Annotated in this window: 12 protein-coding genes; 5 read left to right on the top strand and 7 right to left on the bottom strand. The window is 64.3% G+C overall.

Going from position 1 to position 19393, the window contains the following annotated elements:
• Positions 1–61: 61 nt before the first annotated feature.
• Positions 62–1861, bottom strand: coding sequence for an acyl-CoA dehydrogenase (locus BVH01_RS07245; RefSeq protein ID WP_075929705.1), 1800 nt, complete (start codon positions 1859–1861; stop codon positions 62–64).
• A 160-nt stretch (positions 1862–2021) separates the two neighbouring features.
• Between BVH01_RS07245 and BVH01_RS07240 the strand changes: the two genes are divergently transcribed.
• Positions 2022–2867 carry a 23S rRNA (adenine(2030)-N(6))-methyltransferase RlmJ gene (locus BVH01_RS07240; RefSeq protein WP_075929704.1) on the top strand — a complete coding sequence of 282 codons (846 nt, stop codon included), beginning with the start codon at positions 2022–2024 and terminating at the stop codon, positions 2865–2867.
• 154 nt (positions 2868–3021) lie between these two features.
• Here BVH01_RS07240 and BVH01_RS07235 read toward each other — a convergent pair whose 3' ends face one another.
• The 6 genes from BVH01_RS07235 to aceE all read right to left on the bottom strand — a co-directional run bounded on the left by BVH01_RS07235 (position 3022) and on the right by aceE (position 12895).
• Positions 3022–4272, bottom strand: coding sequence for an HD-GYP domain-containing protein (locus BVH01_RS07235; RefSeq protein ID WP_075929702.1), 1251 nt, complete (start codon positions 4270–4272; stop codon positions 3022–3024).
• 71 nt (positions 4273–4343) lie between these two features.
• A complete protein-coding gene (locus tag BVH01_RS07230) occupies positions 4344–4541 on the bottom strand; it encodes a putative motility protein (RefSeq protein ID WP_075929701.1) in 198 nt (65 codons plus the stop codon).
• Positions 4542–4558: 17 nt separating this feature from the next.
• Positions 4559–5212, bottom strand: coding sequence for a peptide-methionine (S)-S-oxide reductase MsrA (gene msrA / locus BVH01_RS07225; protein WP_075929700.1), 654 nt, complete (start codon positions 5210–5212; stop codon positions 4559–4561).
• Positions 5213–5270: 58 nt separating this feature from the next.
• Positions 5271–7937: a bifunctional diguanylate cyclase/phosphodiesterase gene (locus BVH01_RS07220; protein ID WP_075929699.1), complete on the bottom strand. Its 2667-nt coding sequence runs from the start codon at positions 7935–7937 to the stop codon at positions 5271–5273.
• Positions 7938–8249: 312 nt separating this feature from the next.
• A complete protein-coding gene (aceF, locus tag BVH01_RS07215) occupies positions 8250–10235 on the bottom strand; it encodes a dihydrolipoyllysine-residue acetyltransferase (RefSeq protein WP_075929698.1) in 1986 nt (661 codons plus the stop codon).
• An 11-nt stretch (positions 10236–10246) separates the two neighbouring features.
• The gene (gene aceE, locus BVH01_RS07210; RefSeq protein ID WP_075929697.1) at positions 10247–12895 is read right to left on the bottom strand and encodes a pyruvate dehydrogenase (acetyl-transferring), homodimeric type; all 2649 of its coding nucleotides are present in this window, start codon (positions 12893–12895) and stop codon (positions 10247–10249) included.
• A gap of 268 nt (positions 12896–13163) precedes the next feature.
• Here aceE and glnE point away from each other — a divergent pair, with 268 nt between their 5' ends.
• The 4 genes from glnE to BVH01_RS07190 are packed head-to-tail and all read left to right on the top strand — an operon-like array spanning position 13164 to position 19334.
• On the top strand, positions 13164–16109 hold the full coding sequence (gene glnE / locus BVH01_RS07205; protein WP_075929696.1) for a bifunctional [glutamate--ammonia ligase]-adenylyl-L-tyrosine phosphorylase/[glutamate--ammonia-ligase] adenylyltransferase: 2946 nt from the start codon (positions 13164–13166) through the stop codon (positions 16107–16109).
• Positions 16110–16152: 43 nt separating this feature from the next.
• Entirely contained in the window at positions 16153–17190 is a 1038-nt protein-coding gene (gene waaF, locus BVH01_RS07200; protein WP_075929695.1) for a lipopolysaccharide heptosyltransferase II, read from the top strand.
• On the top strand, positions 17191–18192 hold the full coding sequence (gene waaC, locus BVH01_RS07195; RefSeq protein ID WP_075929694.1) for a lipopolysaccharide heptosyltransferase I: 1002 nt from the start codon (positions 17191–17193) through the stop codon (positions 18190–18192). It abuts the gene before it with no gap.
• Positions 18193–18212: 20 nt separating this feature from the next.
• Positions 18213–19334, top strand: coding sequence for a glycosyltransferase family 4 protein (locus BVH01_RS07190; RefSeq protein WP_075929693.1), 1122 nt, complete (start codon positions 18213–18215; stop codon positions 19332–19334).
• Positions 19335–19393 lie beyond the last annotated feature (59 nt).

Below are 19393 nucleotides of genomic sequence, written 5' to 3'. Positions count from 1 at the left end.
CGGCTGGATGAGAAACGGGCCCTCTGGGCCCGTTTTTCGTTGTGGACTTTTCGAGCAGGGCCTAGAACCAGGCGTCCTGCATCGCCAGGCAGGTATCGTCGCGGCGCGCCAGGATGTCCAGGTCGTGGTGGCAGCTCGGCACTTCGCGCAGCAGGAAGTAGCGCGCGGCCTGCAGCTTGCCGTCATAGAAGTCGGTATCAGCGCCATTGCCCGCGAGGCGGCCTTGCTCGGCGCGCACCGCCTGTTCCAGCCAGCGCCAACCGAGCACCAGATGGCCGAATGCTTTGAGGTATAGCGCCGAGTCGGCGAGTGCGGTGTTGATGCGACCCTGTTGCAGATCCCCGAGCAGGCCCTGGGTGACCTCGGACAGGCGTGCCAGCAGGGCTTGCAAGGGCTGGCGCAGGGCGTCGAGCTCGCTGAACGGCTCGGCCCGCTGGCAGGTGTCGGTGATCCGCTGGCCCAACACCTGCAGCGCCGCGCCGCCGTGCTGACCGACCTTGCGGCCCAGCAGGTCGAGGGACTGGATGCCGTGGGTGCCCTCGTGGATCGGGTTGAGGCGGTTGTCGCGGTAGTACTGCTCCACAGGGTGGTCGCGGGTGTAGCCATGGCCGCCGAGAATCTGGATCGCCAGGGCATTGGCCTGCAGGCAGTACTCGGACGGCCACGACTTGGCGATCGGCGTGAGCAGGTCGAGCAGCTGGCGCGCCTGTTCACGTTGCTCGGCATCGTCGAGGGTCTGGCTGTCGTCGACCAGGCGGGCGCAGTACAGCACCAGGTCGAATCCGCCTTCCACGTAGGCTTTCTGTGCCAACAGCATGCGGCGCACGTCGGCGTGCTCGATGATCGCCACCTGGCCGCCGGCCTGCTTGGCATCGGGCAGGCGCCCCTGGGGGCGCTGGCGGGCGTAGTCGAGCGAGTACAGGTAGCCGGCATAGCCGAGCATCACCGCACCCATGCCGACGCCAATACGCGCCTCGTTCATCATCTGGAACATATAGGCGAGCCCGGCGTGGGGTTTGCCAACCAGATAGCCTACGCAACTGCCTTGATCGCCGAAGTTCAGCGCCGTGGACGTGGTGCCGCGCCAGCCCATCTTGTGGAATAGGCCGGCCAGGGTGACGTCGTTGCGAGCGCCAAGGCTGCCGTCGTCGTTGACCAGGAATTTCGGCACGATGAACAGTGAAATGCCCTTCACACCGGCTGGCGCGTCGGGCAGGCGGGCCAGCACCAGGTGGACGATGTTCTCGCTGAGGTCGTGGTCGCCACCGGAGATGAAGATCTTGTTGCCCTTGAGGCGGTAGCTGCCGTCGCCTGTCGGTTCGGCGCGGGTGCGGATATCGGCCAGCGAGGAGCCGGCGTGGGGCTCGGTCAGCGCCATGGTGCCGAAGAAGCGCCCCTCGATGATCGGCTGCAGGAAATGGCGCTTCTGCACGTCATCGCCAAAGGCTTCGATCAGGTTGGCGGCGGCCATACTCAGCAGGGGATAGGACGCCGTGGCGATATTGGCCGCCTGGAAATGCGCGAAGCAGGCTTGGGACAGCAGGTTGGGCAGCTGCATGCCGCCCAGCTCGAAATCCCGCGTGGCGTTAAGGAAGCCGGCCTCGTTGAAGGCCTGCAGCGCCGGCTTGACCTCGGCGATCAGCTGCGCGCCGCCATCGACGAATCTGGGCTCGTGTTCGTCGTTCTTGCGGTTGTGCGGGGCGAACAGGTGTTCGGCGATGCTGCGTGCGGTGCCTAGCGCGGCGTCGAAGGTTTCCCGGTTGTGCTCGCTGAATCGCGGGCGCTGGCTGAGTGCCTCGGCGTCGAGCACTTCGTAGAGTTCGAATGCCAGGTTGCGGGCGCTGAGCAGGGTATCGGACATGGTGGCTCTCCGGTGGAATGCAGCCAGTCTAGGGGCCGCACCACACGAGGCCAGCATCATCGAAACCGGTGATACCCGGGGAGAAGCCGGACGGCGTCCGGTGGGCGCTGCGCCAGGCGGCCAGGCCGGCTACAATTCGTCCCCTGCTCAGGAGCCGATGATGAATTACCGCCACGCCTTCCACGCCGGCAACCACGCCGATGTGCTCAAACACCTGGTGCTCTGCCGCCTGTTCGCGCTGCTGGCGCGCAAGGACGCGCCCTATGCTTATCTGGACAGCCACGCCGGCGTCGGCCTCTACGACTTGCAAGGCGACCAGGCCAGCCGTACCGGTGAATGGCGCGAAGGTATCGGTCGGCTGTGGGAAGCCACTGACGCACCCGAGGCGCTGCTCGACTACCTGGAAGTGATTCGCGCGATGAACCCCGATGGCGTGCTGCGTCATTACCCCGGCTCGCCCGAACTGGCCCGCCTGCAGACCCGTGAGCAGGACCGCCTGCACCTGAACGAGAAGCACCCGGACGACGGCCAGGCGCTCAAGGAGAACATGGCCGGCGACCGTCGCGTGGCCGTACACCTGGGCGAAGGCTGGCATCTGCCACGTGCCTTGCTGCCGACTCGCGAGAAGCGCGCGGTGATGCTGATCGATCCGCCGTTCGAAAAGGCCGATGAGCTGGAGCGCTGCGTGACTGCTCTCAATGAGGCGATCGGACGCATGCGTCAGACCATCGTGGCGGTCTGGTACCCGATCAAGGATGAGCGCCAGCTCAAGCGCTTCTACCGCGACATGCAGAAGAGCGCCGCCCCGAAATTGCTGCGTGCCGAGTTGTTCGTCCATCCGGCCGACGACGCCGGGCGCCTCAATGGTTCGGGCCTGCTGATCAGCAATCCGCCATGGGGGTTGGAAGAGGAGCTGCGGGCGCTGCTGCCGTGGTTGGCCGAGCGCCTGGCGCAAAGCCAGGGCGACTGGCGGCTGGACTGGCTGATCGCCGAGCAGCAGGCCTAGGAGCCTGTTTGCGATCTTTCAGCCTTTTGGCAGCTGAGTGGCAGAAGCGGCTGGTGAATGCGTGCTTTTTGTAGGAGGGGCTTTAGCCCCGAGCTCTTTACGCCCTCATAAAGCTCGGGGCTAAAGCCCCTCCTACGTTCTCACCCGCCGCTGCCTAGCGACGCCGCGGGTCGACGAAGTAGGTCAATTGCTGGCGCGGGTTGAGGTACTCCAGCGCCTCGGGCGGTAGCTGCGAGGGGCGAATGCTGGCGGCGATGGCCAGTTTCGGCTCGGCTTCTAGGTTGACGATCAGCGCTTCCTCCTTTGGCACAGCCGGATCGTAGATGATCAGGGTCGGCTTCAGGGGCAAGGTCGGATGCATGCCCAGCACCAGCGCGTAGCGTTCGTCCTCGAGCTGCACCAGGCTGCCGGGCGGATAGACACCCATGCAGCGGATGAAGGCCTTCAGGGCGACATCGTCGAAACGTACCCGATACTGCGGCAGGAACATCCGCGCCAGCGCCTCGTGGGGGCTCAGGGCCGTCCGCGGGTCGACCGGGTTGCACAGGTTGTCGAAGTGGTTGGCGATGCACACGATGCGGCTCAGACGGCCGATGGAGGCCTCGCGCAGCTGCTGTGGATAACCGCTGCCGTCACAATGTTCATGGTGCTCGTAGATGATGCGCAGCACATCGTCGTCGAGCATCAGCTTCTCGCCCATGCGCTTGCCGTACAGCGTGTGCATTTCCAGCAACTGTTGCTCGGCGCGGGTCAGCGGTGGCGGCTTGAGCAGCACCTTGCTGGGCAGTTCCAGCTTACCGATGTCATGCAGCAGTGCGCCCATGCCGAGCATGTGGCTGGCCTCGGCGTCCAGGCCCAGCTGGCGCCCGAGCATCATCGACAGCACGGTAACGTTCAACGAGTGCAGGTAAGAGTCATCGGCGGCCTTGCCGTTGATGCTGTGCAGGGCGACGCCGTCTTCGCCGAGCATGGTGGTAACCAGCTCGTTGACCAGCGCACCGGCCTGCTTGACCGATTCCTCCGGCTGGTTGCGCAGGCTCTGGTTGAGGGCCTTGACCCGCTGGCTGGCCTGGACGAAAGCGCGGTCGACCTCCGACAGGCGTTTGCGCAGCACACTGAGTTGCTTGACCCGCGCCTGGCGTGCCTGCTCCTGGGGATCGGGCGGTGGTGGCGCGGCAGGCTGCTCGACCGGCGCTTCGGCCAGTGGCAAGGGCGCGCAGTCACTGCGCGCCGGGTCATAACGCAGGCGCTTGAGACCCAGGGCGCGCAGCTGCTTGAGCTGGCCGTCGTCCTTGATCTTGAAATTGCTGAACGCGAACGAATGTTCCCACCAGCTCAAGTCGAGCTGGATGTACAGCCCGACACAGAGTTGCTCGGGCAAAATGTAGGGCAGGTTGGCGGGCATCCGGTGCTCGTCGATTACTGGCTAATTGCCCACAAGTTTAGTCGGGCTGACGATGGGATGGCAGTAGTTCGTCAGGCCATCACGTCGATGCTGTTGCCCAGGTTTGGTGGATTGACGGGGGCACTGGCAGGTGACGCGGCCTGCACCAGGCCGCTGACGCTGGCGGCCTGCAGTTCGAGCGTCTTGCGCAGCAGCAGGAGCGACATCTGCGCAGAAAACTGAGCCGATGCCTGACTCGATACCTGACTGGCAATGCTGCTCAGTTCCACGGTCGCTTGCTCCTATATCAGGCCTGCGGTGGCAGGCACACACCCGTGCCGCCCAGCCCGCAGTAGCCTTCGGGGTTCTTGGCCAGATACTGCTGATGGTAGGCCTCAGCGTAGTAGAAGGTTGGCGCGGGTGCGATTTCGGTGGTGATCTCGCCCAGGCCGGCCTTGCCCAACTCCTCCTGGAACTGCTGCTGGCTGTGCCTGGCGGCAGCGAGTTGCTGCTCATCGACGCAGTAGATGGCCGAACGATACTGGCTGCCGATGTCGTTGCCCTGGCGCATGCCCTGGGTCGGGTTGTGCACTTCCCAGAATACCTTGAGCAGGTCTTCGTAGCGGGTCAGCTTGGGATCGAATACCACCAGCACGACTTCGGCGTGACCGGTCAGCCCCGAGCAGGTCTCTTCATAGGTCGGGTTCGGCGTATGGCCGCCGGCGTAGCCCACTGCGGTGCTCCACACGCCGGGTTGCTGCCAGAACCGTCGTTCGGCGCCCCAGAAGCAGCCCAGGCCGAACAGCGCGGTCTGCAGGCCAGCGGGGAAGGGGCCTTGTAGCGGGTTGCCGTTGACGAAATGCGCCTCTGGCACCGAAATCGGGGTTTCGCGACCCGGCAGCGCCTGCTCGGCGCTGGGCAGTTCGAGTTTGTGGGCGAGAATTTCCGAGCGTAGAGCCATGTTGACCGTTCTCCGAATCGTTGTTCTGGGATAGACCGCGGCGGCTGACGGAGGTTGTTTACCGTCTGGCAGCCGGGCGTCGCGAGTAGCGCTTGAGACTTTCTACCAGATCGCGACCCGGTATGGGGCGATCGAATAGGTAGCCCTGACCGATGTCGCAGTGCTGGCGACGCAGGAACGCCAGTTGCGCGGGGGTTTCGACGCCTTCGGCGACGACTTTGAGCTTGAGGTTGTGGGCCATGGCGATCACCGCGGAAGTGATCTCCATGTCGTCCTCGCTCTCGGGGATGTCCTTGATGAAGCTGCGATCGATCTTGATCACGTCGATGGGGAATTTCTTCAGGTAGCTGAGCGACGAGTACCCGGTGCCGAAGTCGTCCATGGCCAGGGTCAGGCCCAACTGCTTGAGGGCGTTGAGCTGGCTGCGCGTGCCGTCGGTGGCTTCCAGCAGCAGCCCTTCGGTGAGCTCCAGTTCGAGCAGCTCGGGTGGCAGCTGCTCCTCTTCGAGGATGGCAGCGATCGAGCCAACCAGATCCGGGTCGCTGAACTGCTTGGGCGACAGGTTGATGGCCACTTGCAGATTGCCCAGCCCGACGGCGGTCAGTTGCTTGCTCATGCGGCAGGCCTGGCGTACCACCCATTTGCCGATCGGCACGATGAGCCCGGTCTCCTCCGCCACGCTGATGAACTGGTCCGGACGGATCATGCCTTTTTCCGGGTGCTGCCAGCGCAGCAGCGCTTCCATGCCCAGCAATTGGCCGGTCTTCAGGCACAGCTTGGGCTGGTAGAACACTTCCAGCTCGTTCTGGGTCAGGGCGCGGCGCAGGTTGTTCTCGACGAACAGCTTGTAGTTGGCCTCGGCATTCAGCGCATCGGTGAACACCTGCAACTGATGCTTGCCGTTGGCCTTGGCCTTGTGCAGCGCCAGGCCGGCATGTTTCATAAGGGTCTGCGGGTCGGCGCCATGCTCCGGGGAGCAGGCCAGGCCCACGGAGCCACTGATGATGATCAACTGATTGTCGACGAACAGCGGCTTGTCGAGGGTCTCCAGAACCTGCTGGGCGATCAGCTGGCCGCGTGGGCTCTCGCAGTTGTCGAGCAGGATGGCGAATTCGTTGCTGGCGAAGCGTGCCAGGGTGCCTTCGCCACTGAAACTGTTGCGCAAGCGCTTGGCGAGGCTGACCAGCAGTTTGTCGCCGGTCTGGTGGCCGAGGGTGTCGTTGATGCGCTTGAAGTTGTCGATATCCACCAGCAGCAGGCTGACCGGTGCGGTGCCGCTGCTGAAGCGCTTTTCCAGCGCGCGGATGAAGGCGTAGCGATTGCCTAACCCGGTGAGGTTGTCGCTGTAGGCCAGGCGCTCGATGCGCTGCTGGGACTGCTTGGTCTCGGTGATGTCTTCGTAGATGCCGATGTAGTGGGTCAGGGTGCCGTCGTCGGCATGCACCTTGGAGATCGAGAACTGGCTCCAGTAAGGTTCGAGGTTCTTGCGCCGGCTCTTGAATTCGCCCTGCCAGCTGTTCTGCTCGGCGAGCCCCGATGCACTGTCGAACAGCAACTCGCTGAGGTTTTCCAGGGCCGGCAGCTCGGCGAGCTGACGGCCCTGCACTTCGTCGGCACTGTACTGGGTGATGGCCGTGAAGCTGGGGTTCACGTACTCCACCATGCCGTCTCGGTTGAGCAGGATGAAGGCGCTGGCGCTCTGCTCGACGGCGCGCTGGAACAGGTACAGGGCGCTGGTGGCGTTGCGCCGCTCCTGATTGCTCAGCACGTTGGCGTACTGGTCGGCCAGTTCCCCGGCGAAGGCGACTTCGTCCGCTTGCCAGGCGCGGGGGCCGCCGGTGTGCTCCAGGCACAGCACGGCGACCAGTTCGCCGCCGACCCGAATGCTGGCATCGAGAATCGCAGACACCGACTTGGGTCGCAGGTAGTCGTCGAGCAGCTCGCGGGTACGGGCGTCGTTCTCGGCATCGTGGGCGTCGAGCGCACGGCCTTCCTTGAGTGCACGCAGGTAGTTCGGGTAGCGCCGGCCGTCGATCGGCAGCGGCATTTCGTGATGGCCCTGCTCCTGCAGGTAGAGCGCCACGGGCTCGAGCGTATCGCCATTGATGTGCCAGATGCCGGCACGCGCCACGCCGTAGATCTCGCAGGCGCTGCGGGTGATCAGCTCGGCGGCCTCGCGACGCTGGTCATTGCCCTGATAGCGCTGACTGGCCAGGCGCACGATGAGCTGCTGCTGGGCAAAGGCGCGCGTTTGCTGCTGCTGCAACTCAGCTTGGCTGCGCTGCAGGTCTTCCAGCGTGTCTTGCTGTTGGAATGGCGGAGCGGTTGTCTCGTCGCTGGTAACCAGCAGATAGCCGCGCAGCAGGGCACGGCCGCGTTGCTTGAAGGGCTCACCAAGCTCCATCAGTTGCAGTGGGCCCTGGGGCGTGTGCAGGGTGTAGCGCACCAGATAGCGCGAGTTTTCCACGAGCTGTTGCTGGATGGAGTCGTGCAGCCGGTAACGCGCTTCGGGCTCCATCAGGCTGGCGTAGGGCGTTTCCACGAGGTTGCAAAGATCGCTGGGCGGGATGCCGAACTGCTTTTCGCAGGTCGCATCGATGAACAGCAGGAGCCAGTTCGCCTCATTCATCCGCTCGAAACGCATCATGCCGAGCCGCGAGGGCACGGGTAATTGCGTCACGACCTCGGCCATGGCACGGCCTGCGGTATCGGGATGGCTCTTCATCGACTGGCTGTATCCATCGGCTGGCACAGGTTACTGCCCGGCCACTTCACTATAGCGCTAACGAGGGGATTACCGTATCTGCTCCAGCCACCATGGGGCGGTAGTGGTGGCCTAGGTTGCACCATGGTGTGGCGACTGACAAGAAGTCTAATGGCATTGTGATGTCTTTATTTCAACTGTATGATTTGAAAAGGATATTAGATCGATAAAAAGGGGATGAACGGTCGGCTGTATACCAACGAGCAAGCCAAAAAAAACCCCGCCGGATCGGGCGGGGTCGAGGATACGAGCGTGGCGCTCGAAACGGTTCGCTTACAGCAGCATGGTGCGGATGTCGGTCAGTACATCGCCCAGGCGCTTGGTGAAGCGGGCAGCGGCCGCACCGTTGATCACGCGGTGATCGTAGGACAGCGACAGCGGCAGCATCAGCTTGGGCTGGAAGGCCTTGCCATCCCATACCGGCTGAATAGTCGCCTTGCTGACACCGAGGATCGCCACTTCCGGGGCGTTGACGATCGGCGTGAAGCCGGTGCCGCCAATGTGACCGAGGCTGGAGATGGTGAAGCAGGCACCCTGCATGTCGTCAGCCGACAGCTTCTTGTTGCGCGCTTTCTCGGCCAGCGCAGCGGCTTCGGCAGCCAGTTGCAGCAGGCTCTTCTGGTCGACGTTCTTGATTACCGGGACCAGCAGGCCGTCCGGCGTATCGACGGCAAAGCCGATGTGCACGTACTTCTTGCGGATCACGGCCTTGCCGCTTGGCGCCAGCGAACTGTTGAAGTCCGGCAGCTCCTTGAGCAGGTAGGCGCAGGCCTTGAGCAGCAGTGGCAGCACGGTCAGCTTGACGCCCGCTTTCTCGGCGACGGCTTTCTGGGCGACGCGGAAGGCTTCCAGCTCGGTGATGTCAGCCGAATCGAACTGAGTCACGTGCGGCACGTTGAGCCAGCTGCGATGCAGGTTGGCGGCGCCGACCTGCATCAGGCGGGTCATCGGCACTTCTTCGACTTCACCGAACTTGCTGAAATCGACGGTCGGGATCGGCGGAATGCCGGCACCGCCGGTCGCGCCAGCAGCAGAAGCGGCAGGAGCCGACTTGGCTTTCTGCAGCTCGGCCTTGACGTACGCCTGTACGTCTTCCTTGAGGATGCGACCTTTCGGGCCACTACCTGGGACCGCACCCAGCTCGACGCCGAACTCGCGGGCCAGCTGACGCACGGCCGGGCCGGCGTGTACCTTGCTGCCATCGCGGCTCGGTGCTGCTGCAGGAGCAGCTTGCGGTGCGGCCTTGGCGGGTGCGCTGCCTTGCACGTTGGCCGGCTTGGCCTGCTCGGGAGCAGCGGCAGGCGCCTGTGCAGCGGCGGCCGGTTTGGCGGCAGCCTTGCCCTGGACCTTGAGGGTCAGGATCAGGTCGCCGGTCTTGGCCTGGTCGCCAACCTTGATGGCAATGCTTTCGATCACGCCAGCCTTTGGAGCTGGGATCTCCATGCTGGCCTTGGCCGACTCCAGGGTGATCAGCGATTGCTCGGCTTCCACGCTGTCGCCTACCTTGACCAGCATTTCGATGACACCAGCAGCGTCGTCACCGATATCCGGGATACACACTTCCTCACTGCTCTCACCTGCCGGCTCTTCGGCTGCGGCTGCGGCAGGTGCTGGCGCTTCGGCCTCGGCCGGTGCAGCTGCCGGGGCTGGCGCGCTGGCGGCCTGCTTGGATTGGGCACCGCCGGCGCCCTTGAGCACCAGAATCAGGTCGCCAGTGCCGACTTCGTCACCGACCTTGACCGATACGCTCTCCACCACGCCGGCAGCCGGCGATGGGATTTCCATGCTGGCCTTGTCGGACTCGAGGGTGATCAGCGATTGATCGACCTCGATGGTGTCGCCCGGCTTGACCGCCACTTCGATGATGCTGGCCTTGGCGCTGGAGCCGATGTCCGGCACCTTGACTTCCTGGGGCTCGGCACTGCCAGCCGACTGAGCTTGCGGCTCGGCGGCCGGTTGCTCGGCGGCAGCAGGCGCTGCCGGCTCAGCGGCTTGTTCCTGCTGGGCAGGCGCGGCTTCGGCGTCGCCTTCCACGTCCAGTTCGAGCAGCTCGTCACCTTCTTTCAGGGTGTCGCCGAGCTTGACCTTCAGGCTCTTGACGATGCCGGCCTTCGGGGCCGGAATTTCCATGCTGGCCTTGTCCGACTCCAGGGTCAGCAGGCTCTGGTCGGCCTCGATGCGGTCGCCGACCTTGACGAACAGCTCGATGATTTCACCCTCACCGCCGCCGATGTCGGGTACGCGAATCAATTCACTCACAATGCGTCTCCTCAGCAGTCCAGTGGGTTACGTTTTTCGGGGTCGATACCGAACTTGACGATGGCCTCGGCCACGGCCTTGCGTTCGATCTGACCACGGTCGGCCAGCGCTTCGAGCGCGGCCAGAACGACCCAGCGACGATCCACTTCGAAGAAGTCACGCAGTTTGCGGCGGCTGTCGCTGCGACCGTAACCGTCGGTACCCAGCACCTTGTATTCCTTGACCGGAACCCACTGACGAACCTGTTCAGCGAACAGTTTCATGTAGTCGGTGCTGGCAATGACAGGGCCCTGACGGCCGCTCAGGCACTGCTCGATATAGCTCTTCTTGGGTTCCTGTTCCGGATGCAGGCGGTTGCTGCGCTCCACGGCCAGGCCATCGCGACGCAGTTCGTTGAAGCTGGTGACGCTCCATACATCGGCGCCGATGTTGTAGTCGTTGCGCAGGATCTTCGCCGCTTCGCGAACCTCGTTGAGGATGGTGCCGCAGCCCAGCAGTTGTACGTGGTGGGCGGCTTCCTTGTTGTCCTCTTCGAGCAGATACATGCCTTTGATGATGCCGTCCTCGACACCTTCGGGCATGGCTGGCTGCTGGTAGTTCTCGTTCATCACGGTGATGTAGTAATAAACGTTTTCCTGCAGGGTCATCATCCGGTGCGTGCCTTCGCGCATGATCACCGCCAGCTCGTAGGCATAGGTGGGGTCATAGCTGCGCACGTTGGGGATGGTGCTGGCGAGGATGTGGCTGTGGCCGTCCTCGTGCTGCAGGCCTTCACCGTTCAGGGTGGTACGGCCGGAGGTGCCGCCCAGCAGGAAGCCGCGGGTCTGGCCGTCGCCAGCTGCCCAGGCCAGGTCACCGATACGCTGGAAGCCGAACATCGAGTAGAAGATGTAGACCGGCAGCATCGGCGTGTTGTAGTTGCTGTAGGCAGTACCGGCAGCGATGAAGGAGGAGAACGCACCGGCCTCGTTGAGACCTTCCTGGAGGATCTGGCCGTCCTTCTCTTCGCGGTAGTACATCACCTGGTCGCGGTCGACCGGCTCGTACAGCTGGCCGACGGGGGAGTAGATGCCCAACTGGCGGAACATGCCTTCCATACCGAAGGTACGGGCCTCGTCCGCGAGGATCGGCACGATGCGCTTGCCCAGCTCCTTGTCCTTGACCATCGAGGCGAGGATGCGCCCGAACGCCATGGTGGTGGAGATTTCGCGGTCGCCAGAGCCGTCCAGAACGGCCTTGAGGGTTTCCAGCGGCGGCGTCGGGATGCTGATGGTGCCGCGGTTACGCTGCGGCAGGTGGCCGCCGAGCTTCTCGCGGCACTTGCGCAGGTATTTCATTTCCGCGCTGTCTTCGGCTGGGCGGTAGAACGGCAGTTCTTCCAGCTGCGAATCGTTCAGCGGGATATCGAAGCGATCGCGGAATTTCTTCAGCGACTCGATATCGACCTTCTTGGTGTTGTGCGCGGTGTTCTTCGCTTCGCCGGCACCGGTGCCATAACCCTTGATGGTCTTGGCCAGGATGACGGTCGGCTGGCCTTTGTGGTTGACCGCCTGGTGGTAGGCCGCATAGACCTTGTACGGGTCGTGGCCGCCGCGGTTGAGGTTGAAGATTTCCTCGTCCGACAGTTTCTCGACGCGCTTGAGCAATTCTGGATCGGCACCGAAGAAGTGCTTGCGCACGTAGGCACCGTCTTTGGCCTTGTAGTTCTGGTATTCGCCGTCGATCGCCTGGTCCATGCGACGCTGCATGCGGCCGTCTTCGTCCTGGGCGAACAGCGGGTCCCACATACGGCCCCAGATGACCTTGTTGACGTTCCAGTTGGCGCCACGGAACACGCCTTCGAGCTCCTGGATGATCTTGCTGTTGCCGCGAACCGGGCCGTCGAGGCGCTGCAGGTTGCAGTTGATGACGAAGATCAGGTTGTCGAGGTTCTCGCGGCCGGCCAGGGAGATGGCACCCAGGGTTTCCGGTTCGTCGGTCTCGCCGTCACCGATGAAGCACCATACCTTCTGCTTGCCGGCCGGGATGAAACCGCGGTTTTCCAGGTACTTCATGAAACGTGCCTGGTAGATCGCGGTGATCGGGCCCAGGCCCATGGAAACGGTCGGGAACTGCCAGAAATCCGGCATCAGGTGCGGGTGCGGGTACGACGACAGGCCGCCACCGTCCACTTCCTGGCGGAACTTGAGCATCTGCTCTTCGCTCAGGCGGCCTTCCAGGAAGGCGCGGGCGTAGATGCCGGGCGATGCGTGGCCCTGGTAGTAGATCAGGTCGCCGCCGTGTTCTTCGGTCGGCGCCTTGAAGAAGTAGTTGAAGCCGATGTCGTAGAGGGTCGCGCTGGAGGCGAAGGTGGAGATGTGGCCACCCAGATCGGGGTCCTGCATGTTGGCGCGCATGACCATGGCCAGAGCGTTCCAGCGAACGATCGAGCGGATGCGGCGTTCCATGAACAGGTCGCCCGGCATGCGTGCTTCACGCGTGACCGGAATGGTGTTGCGGTAGGGAGTGGTGATCGAATAGGGCAGCTGTGTGCCGCTACGAGTGGCCAACTCACCCAGGCGCGTCATCAGATAGTGGGCACGGTCTTCGCCTTCCTTGTCGAGGACGGATTCCAGTGCGTCCAGCCATTCCTGGGTTTCGATTGGATCGAGGTCTTGCATGGCTTGCTCCAGAGCGGAAAGGCTTCCAGAATCGGAAACCAGATGCGTTGCCGGCTTTTTGGGCGGGCACATTAATTCTTGGATGTACCGGTTGGGTAGATCCGGCTTCGTGTAGTTTTACTACATTTCGTCGGCGATTTCAGCTCTCTCGATCGATTCAGTCGTAGCGAAACTACAATCAAATCAGGCGAGAGCCAGAAGCGGCGAGCCTTCGCAGGGTCTGCGCCGGTTTTCCACCAGGCTCGCAGCCCGCCGAAAAGGATAGACCATGAGCTTGCCCGCGCTCGTCTCTTTGCCTGCCTCGCTCCACCCCATCGCCCAGCGTGCCGAGCAATCGCTCGCCGAGGCGTTCACGGCCTTGTCCGCTGACGCCGCTGCCGCTTTCGCCGCCTGGCCGGCCCTGCGCAAGGAGCACCTGCAGCGCGTGACGGCCGCCAGTGATTTCGTGACGCAACAGGGCCTGCGCGACCCGCAGATGCTGCTCGAGCTGGCTGCCAGCGGCGAGCTGGAGCGGTGCCTGGCGGGCGGCGAATTGCGCCAGCAGCTCGCCGAGCAGTTGCAGGAGTGCGCGGACGAGAACGGCCTGGCGCGCAGCCTGCGGCGTTTTCGCAACCGCCAGCAGCTGCGCATCATCTGGCGAGACATCAGCCGCCAGGCGGATCTGGTGGAAACCTGTCGCGACCTTTCCGACCTGGCCGATGCTTGCATCGACCTGTCTTATCACTGGCTGTACCCCCGGCACTGCGAGCAATTCGGCACACCGGTCGGCCGCCGCAGCGGTGAGCCGCAGCACATGGTCATTCTCGGCATGGGCAAACTCGGCGCCTTCGAGCTGAACCTGTCGTCGGATATCGACCTGATCTTCGGCTACCCGGAGGGCGGCGAGACCCAGGGCGTGAAGCGTGCGCTGGATAACCAGGAGTTCTTCATCCGCCTGGGCCAGAAGCTGATCAAGGCGCTGGACGCCATCACCGTCGACGGCTTCGTGTTTCGTACCGACATGCGCCTGCGCCCCTACGGATCGAGCGGCGCGCTGGTGTTCAGCTTCAATGCGCTGGAGCAGTACTACCAGGATCAGGGGCGCGACTGGGAGCGCTACGCGATGATCAAGGCGCGGGTGGTCGGCGGAGACCAGCAGGCCGGCGCGCAACTGCTGGAAATGCTGCGCCCGTTCGTCTATCGCCGTTACCTGGACTTTTCCGCCATCGACGCGCTGCGCACCATGAAGCAACTGATCCAGCAGGAGGTGCGCCGCAAGGGCATGGCCGAGAACATCAAGCTCGGTTCCGGCGGCATTCGTGAGGTGGAGTTCATCGCCCAGGCGTTTCAGCTGATCCATGGCGGCCGTGATCTCAGCCTGCAGCAGCGTTCCTTGCTCAAGGTGCTGCAAACCCTCAAGGACCAAGGCTACCTGCCTGGCCAGGCGGTCGACGAGTTGCTCGCCGGCTACGCCTTCCTGCGTTACACCGAACACGCCCTGCAGGCCATCGACGACCGGCAGACGCAGATGCTCCCGGACAGCGATCAGGATCGCGCGCGGGTGGCCTTCATGCTCGGCTTCGATGGCTGGGACGCCTTCCATGAGCAACTGATGCACTGGCGCGGCCGGGTCGACTGGCACTTCCGCCAGGTCATCGCTGACCCCGACGAGGATCAGGAGGGCGATGAGGAGCCCATGGTCGGCGCCGATTGGCTGCCGCTATGGAACGACGACCAGGATGAAGAGGCCGCCTGCCGCCAACTGGCCGAGGCCGGCTTCGCTAACGCGCCGGCGGCCTGGCAGCGGCTGGTGGGGCTGCGCAACGGCAACCAGGTACGCGCGATGCAGCGCCTGGGTCGCGAGCGCCTGGATGCCTTCATCCCGCGGCTGCTGGCCGCCACCGTCGAGCAGGAAAAGCCCGATCTGGTACTGGAGCGCGTGTTGCCGCTGATCGAGGCAGTGGCGCGTCGTTCGGCCTATCTGGTGCTGCTGACCGAAAATCCCGGTGCCTTGCTGCGTCTGCTGACGCTGTGCGCCGCCAGCCCGTGGATCGCTGAGCAGATCAGCCGCTTCCCGCTGCTGCTCGATGAGCTGCTCAATGAGGGGCGCCTGTTCAGTCCGCCCCATGCGCCGGAGTTGGCTGGCGAGCTGCAGGAGCGGCTGACGCGTATTCCCGAGGAGGATCTGGAGCAGCAGATGGAGGCGCTGCGCCACTTCAAGCTGGCCCACGGCTTGCGCGTAGCCGCTTCGGAAATCGCCGGCAGCCTGCCGTTGATGAAAGTCAGCGATTACCTGACCTGGTTGGCCGAGGCCATTCTCGACCAGGTAATGGCCCTGGCCTGGCGGCAGATGGTCAGCCGCCATGGCACGCCGCTGCGCGCCGATGGCAGCCCGTGCTCGCCGGACTTCATCATCGTCGGCTACGGCAAGGTCGGCGGTATCGAACTGGGTCACGGTTCTGACCTGGATCTGGTGTTCATCCACGACGGCGACCCGCAGGCCGAGACCGATGGCGCCAAGCCCATCGACGGCGCGCAGTTCTTCACTCGCCTGGGCCAGCGCATCATTCACCTGCTGACCGCGCAGACCAACTCCGGCCAGCTCTACGACGTCGACATGCGCCTGCGCCCCTCCGGAGCGGCGGGGTTGCTGGTCAGCTCACTGGGCGCCTTCCGCCGCTACCAGGAGGGTGAGGCCTGGACCTGGGAGCATCAGGCGCTGGTGCGCGCCCGGGTGCTGGTCGGCTGCGAACGCGTGGGCGCTGCATTCGCCGAAGTGCGCAGCGCCGTGCTGGGCCGCGAGCGTGATCAGGCCAAGCTGCAGGCCGAGGTCAGCGAGATGCGCGCCAAGATGCGTGACAACCTGGGCAGCCGTGCCACCGCCGCCGGTACGGCGGAGAATGCCTTCGACGCGGCCTCGCCCTTCGACCTCAAGCAGGACGCCGGAGGTATCGTCGATATCGAATTTATGGTGCAATACGCGGCCCTGGCGTGGTCGGAGCAGCACCCGGCGCTGCTCGAATTCACCGATAACATCCGCATTCTGGAAGGCCTGGACCGGCTCGGTCTGCTCCGCGATGGCGAGGCGACCCTGCTGCAGGACGCCTACAAGGCCTATCGCTCGGCAGCCCATCGGCAGGCTTTGCAGAAGCAGCCCGGGATCGTGGGCGGCGACCAGTTTCACGAGCACCGGCGCAATGTGATGCGCATCTGGCGTGAGCTGGGCCTGAGTTGATGGCTGTCGTTCGCCATCGGGCTTCTCTACCGAAACTGAGCTTATGAATATTCTGATCATCGGCCCTTCGTGGGTAGGCGACATGGTGATGGCGCAGACATTGTTCCAGTGTCTGAAACTGCGTCATCCCGACTGCGCCATCGACGTGCTGGCCCCGGACTGGAGCCGGCCGATCCTCGAGCGCATGCCCGAGGTTCGCCAGGCCTTGAGCTTTCCCCTCGGCCATGGCGTGCTGGAGCTGGCCACGCGGCGGCGCATCGGCAAGTCCCTGGCCGGCCGTTACGATCAGGCGATCCTGCTGCCCAACTCCATGAAGTCGGCGCTGGTGCCGTTCTTCGCCGGCATCCCCCTGCGTACCGGCTGGAAGGGCGAGATGCGTTACGGCCTGCTCAATGACGTGCGCAAGCTGGACAAGGATCGCTACCCGCTGATGATCGAGCGCTTCATGGCCCTGGCGTATCCGGCTGGCGCGGAGCTGCCGCAGCCATATCCGCGCCCGTCCCTGCGCATCGACCCCGCGACTCGTGACGCAGCCCTGGCTCATTTCGGCCTGAGCCTGGATCGCCCGGTTCTTGCCCTGTGCCCAGGCGCCGAGTTCGGCGAAGCGAAACGCTGGCCCAGCGAGCATTACGCCAAGGTCGCCGAGACGAAGATCCGTGAAGGCTGGCAGGTCTGGCTGTTCGGCTCGAAGAAGGATCACCCTGTGGGCGAGGATATCCGATCGCGGCTGATTCCCGGCCTGCGCGAGGAGGCCGTCAACCTGTCCGGTGAGACCAGTCTTGCGCAAGCCATCGACCTGCTATCGTGCGCCGCCTCGGTGGTGTCCAACGACTCCGGGCTGATGCACGTGGCCGCGGCGCTCGATCGCCCGCTGGTGGCGGTGTACGGCTCGACCTCGCCACAGTTCACCCCGCCGCTGGCCGAGCAGGTGGAAATCATCCGCCTGGGTATCGAGTGCAGCCCGTGCTTCGAGCGCACCTGTCGCTTCGGTCATTACAACTGCCTGGTGCAGCTCGAGCCACGGGTCGCCGTCGACGCGCTGCAGCGCCTGGCGGGTGAGCCCGTCGAGGTCATGCCCTGAATGCGCGTGCTGGTGATCAAGACCTCATCGCTGGGCGACGTGATTCATACCCTGCCGGCCCTGACCGACGCGGCCCGGGCGATCCCGGGCATCCGGTTCGACTGGGTGGTGGAAGAAGGCTTCGCCGAGATTCCAGCCTGGCATCCGGCCGTCTCCCAGGTGATTCCGGTGGCCATCCGCCGCTGGCGCAAGCACCCGCTGAGAACCCTGCGCAGTGGCGAGTGGGCGCGGTTCAAGCAGCGCCTGCGCGAGAGTCATTACGACCTTGTAATCGACGCCCAAGGCCTGCTCAAGAGCGCCTGGCTGACCCGCTACGTCAAGGCGCCGGTGGCAGGGCTCGATAAAAAGTCTGCCCGCGAGCCTATCGCTGCGCGCTTTTATGATCGCCCCTACAGCGTGCCGCGGGCTCAGCATGCGTTGGAGCGTACCCGTCAGCTGTTCGGCCAGGCGCTGAGCTACAGCGTGCCCGCTGGTCTGGGCGACTACGGGTTGAGCCGCGCCCAGCTTGCAGATCCGGCCGCAAGCCCTTATCTAGTGTTCCTGCACGGCACCACCTGGGCCAGCAAGCACTGGCCCGAAGCCTACTGGCGCGAACTGGCCGAGCAGGTTGCCGAGCGCGGCTGGGCGATTCGCCTGCCATGGGGCAACGAAGCCGAGAAGGCGCGCGCCGAGCGTATCGCCGCCGGCATCGATGGCGCTGCGGTATTGCCAAAGCTCAACCTGGCAGGTGTGGCCAAGGTGCTCGCCGGTGCCCAGGCCTGTGTGGCCGTCGATACCGGTCTGGGCCATCTGGCGGCAGCGCTGGATGTGCCGACCGTGTCGCTCTACGGCCCGACCCTGCCGGGCCGGGTGGGTGCCTACGGGCGCTCGCAGGTGCACCTGTGCGCCAGCGGCCCGGATGCCGGCAAGGGCGACCGCGAGAAACCCTGTTTCGATGATTTGAAACCACAGCGGGTGTTCACCGAATTACATGCCCTGCTGCTGGATCTGGGGCTGGACTGATGCAAGCGAGCGGAGGGCCGATGCGCCTGGCTTTTATCCTCTACAAGTACTTCCCCTACGGCGGGTTGCAGCGCGATTTCATGCGTATCGCCCTGGAGTGCCAGCGGCGCGGCCACAGCATCCGCGTCTACACGCCAATCTGGGAAGGCGAGGTGCCAGAGGGTTTCGAAGTGGTGGTGGTACCGGTCAAGGCACTGTTCAACCATCACCGCAACGAGAAACTCACCGCCTGGGTGCAGGCCGACTTGCGCGAGCGCCCCGTCGACCGGGTGATTGGCTTCAACAAGATGCCGGGCCTGGACGTGTACTACGCCGCCGATGGCTGCTTTGAAGACAAGGCGCAGACCCTGCGCAACCCCCTGTATCGCCGCTGGGGCCGCTACAAGCATTTCGCCGAGTACGAGCGAGCTGTGTTCGCACCCGAGTCGGACACCGAGATTCTGATGATCTCCGAGGTGCAGCAGCCGCTGTTCGTCAAGCATTACGGCACGCCAGTCGAGCGCTTCCACCTGCTGCCGCCGGGCATCGCCCTGGATCGCCGCGCGCCGGCCAATGCCGCCGAAATCCGCGTCGAGTTTCGCCGCGAGTTCGCCCTGGCCGACAGCGACCTGCTGCTGGTGCAGATCGGCTCGGGCTTCAAGACCAAGGGCCTGGACCGCAGCCTCAAGGCCCTGGCCGCCTTGCCGCCGGAGCTAAAGCAGCGCACCCGGTTGATGGTCATCGGCCAGGACGACCCCAAACCGTTCCTGCTGCAGGTAAAAGCCCTTGGCCTGAGCGACCAGGTGCAGATTCTCAAGGGACGCAGCGATATTCCGCGTTTTCTGCTTGGCGCCGATCTACTGATCCATCCGGCCTACAACGAAAATACTGGTACCGTGCTGCTTGAGGCGCTGGTCGCCGGGCTGCCTGTGCTGGTCACCGATGTATGCGGCTACGCCCATTACATCGAGGATGCAGACGCCGGCCGCGTGGTGCCCAGTCCATTCGAGCAGCCCGCGCTGAATCGCCTGCTGGCCGAGATGCTGGCCGACGACGCTGCGCGCGCGCGATGGAAGCAAAATGGCCTGGCCTATGCCGACACGGCCGATCTGTACAGCATGCCGCAGCGGGCTGCGGATGTGATTCTGGCGGCGCACCCGTGAGCAACTCAACCGCTTTGGCAACCTTGGGCCCTTTAAATGCGTCGCCTACGGCGCGATGC

The organism is Pseudomonas sp. PA1(2017), from assembly GCF_001945375.1.
GTDB lineage: Bacteria > Pseudomonadota > Gammaproteobacteria > Pseudomonadales > Pseudomonadaceae > Aquipseudomonas.
The sequence above is the reverse complement of the archived record's forward strand: the minus strand, read 5'-3'. Positions and strand labels throughout refer to the sequence as shown.

Excerpts from the sequence above, each read along its gene's own strand:
- BVH01_RS07245 (WP_075929705.1), bottom strand. The coding sequence starts at position 1,861 with ATGTCCGATACCCTGCTCAGCGCCCGCAACCTGGCATTCGAACTCTAC.
- BVH01_RS07240 (WP_075929704.1), top strand. The coding sequence starts at position 2,022 with ATGAATTACCGCCACGCCTTCCACGCCGGCAACCACGCCGATGTGCTC.
- BVH01_RS07235 (WP_075929702.1), bottom strand. The coding sequence starts at position 4,272 with ATGCCCGCCAACCTGCCCTACATTTTGCCCGAGCAACTCTGTGTCGGG.
- msrA (WP_075929700.1), bottom strand. The coding sequence starts at position 5,212 with ATGGCTCTACGCTCGGAAATTCTCGCCCACAAACTCGAACTGCCCAGC.
- BVH01_RS07220 (WP_075929699.1), bottom strand. The coding sequence starts at position 7,937 with ATGAAGAGCCATCCCGATACCGCAGGCCGTGCCATGGCCGAGGTCGTG.
- aceE (WP_075929697.1), bottom strand. The coding sequence starts at position 12,895 with ATGCAAGACCTCGATCCAATCGAAACCCAGGAATGGCTGGACGCACTG.
- glnE (WP_075929696.1), top strand. The coding sequence starts at position 13,164 with ATGAGCTTGCCCGCGCTCGTCTCTTTGCCTGCCTCGCTCCACCCCATC.
- waaF (WP_075929695.1), top strand. The coding sequence starts at position 16,153 with ATGAATATTCTGATCATCGGCCCTTCGTGGGTAGGCGACATGGTGATG.
- waaC (WP_075929694.1), top strand. The coding sequence starts at position 17,191 with ATGCGCGTGCTGGTGATCAAGACCTCATCGCTGGGCGACGTGATTCAT.
- BVH01_RS07190 (WP_075929693.1), top strand. The coding sequence starts at position 18,213 with ATGCGCCTGGCTTTTATCCTCTACAAGTACTTCCCCTACGGCGGGTTG.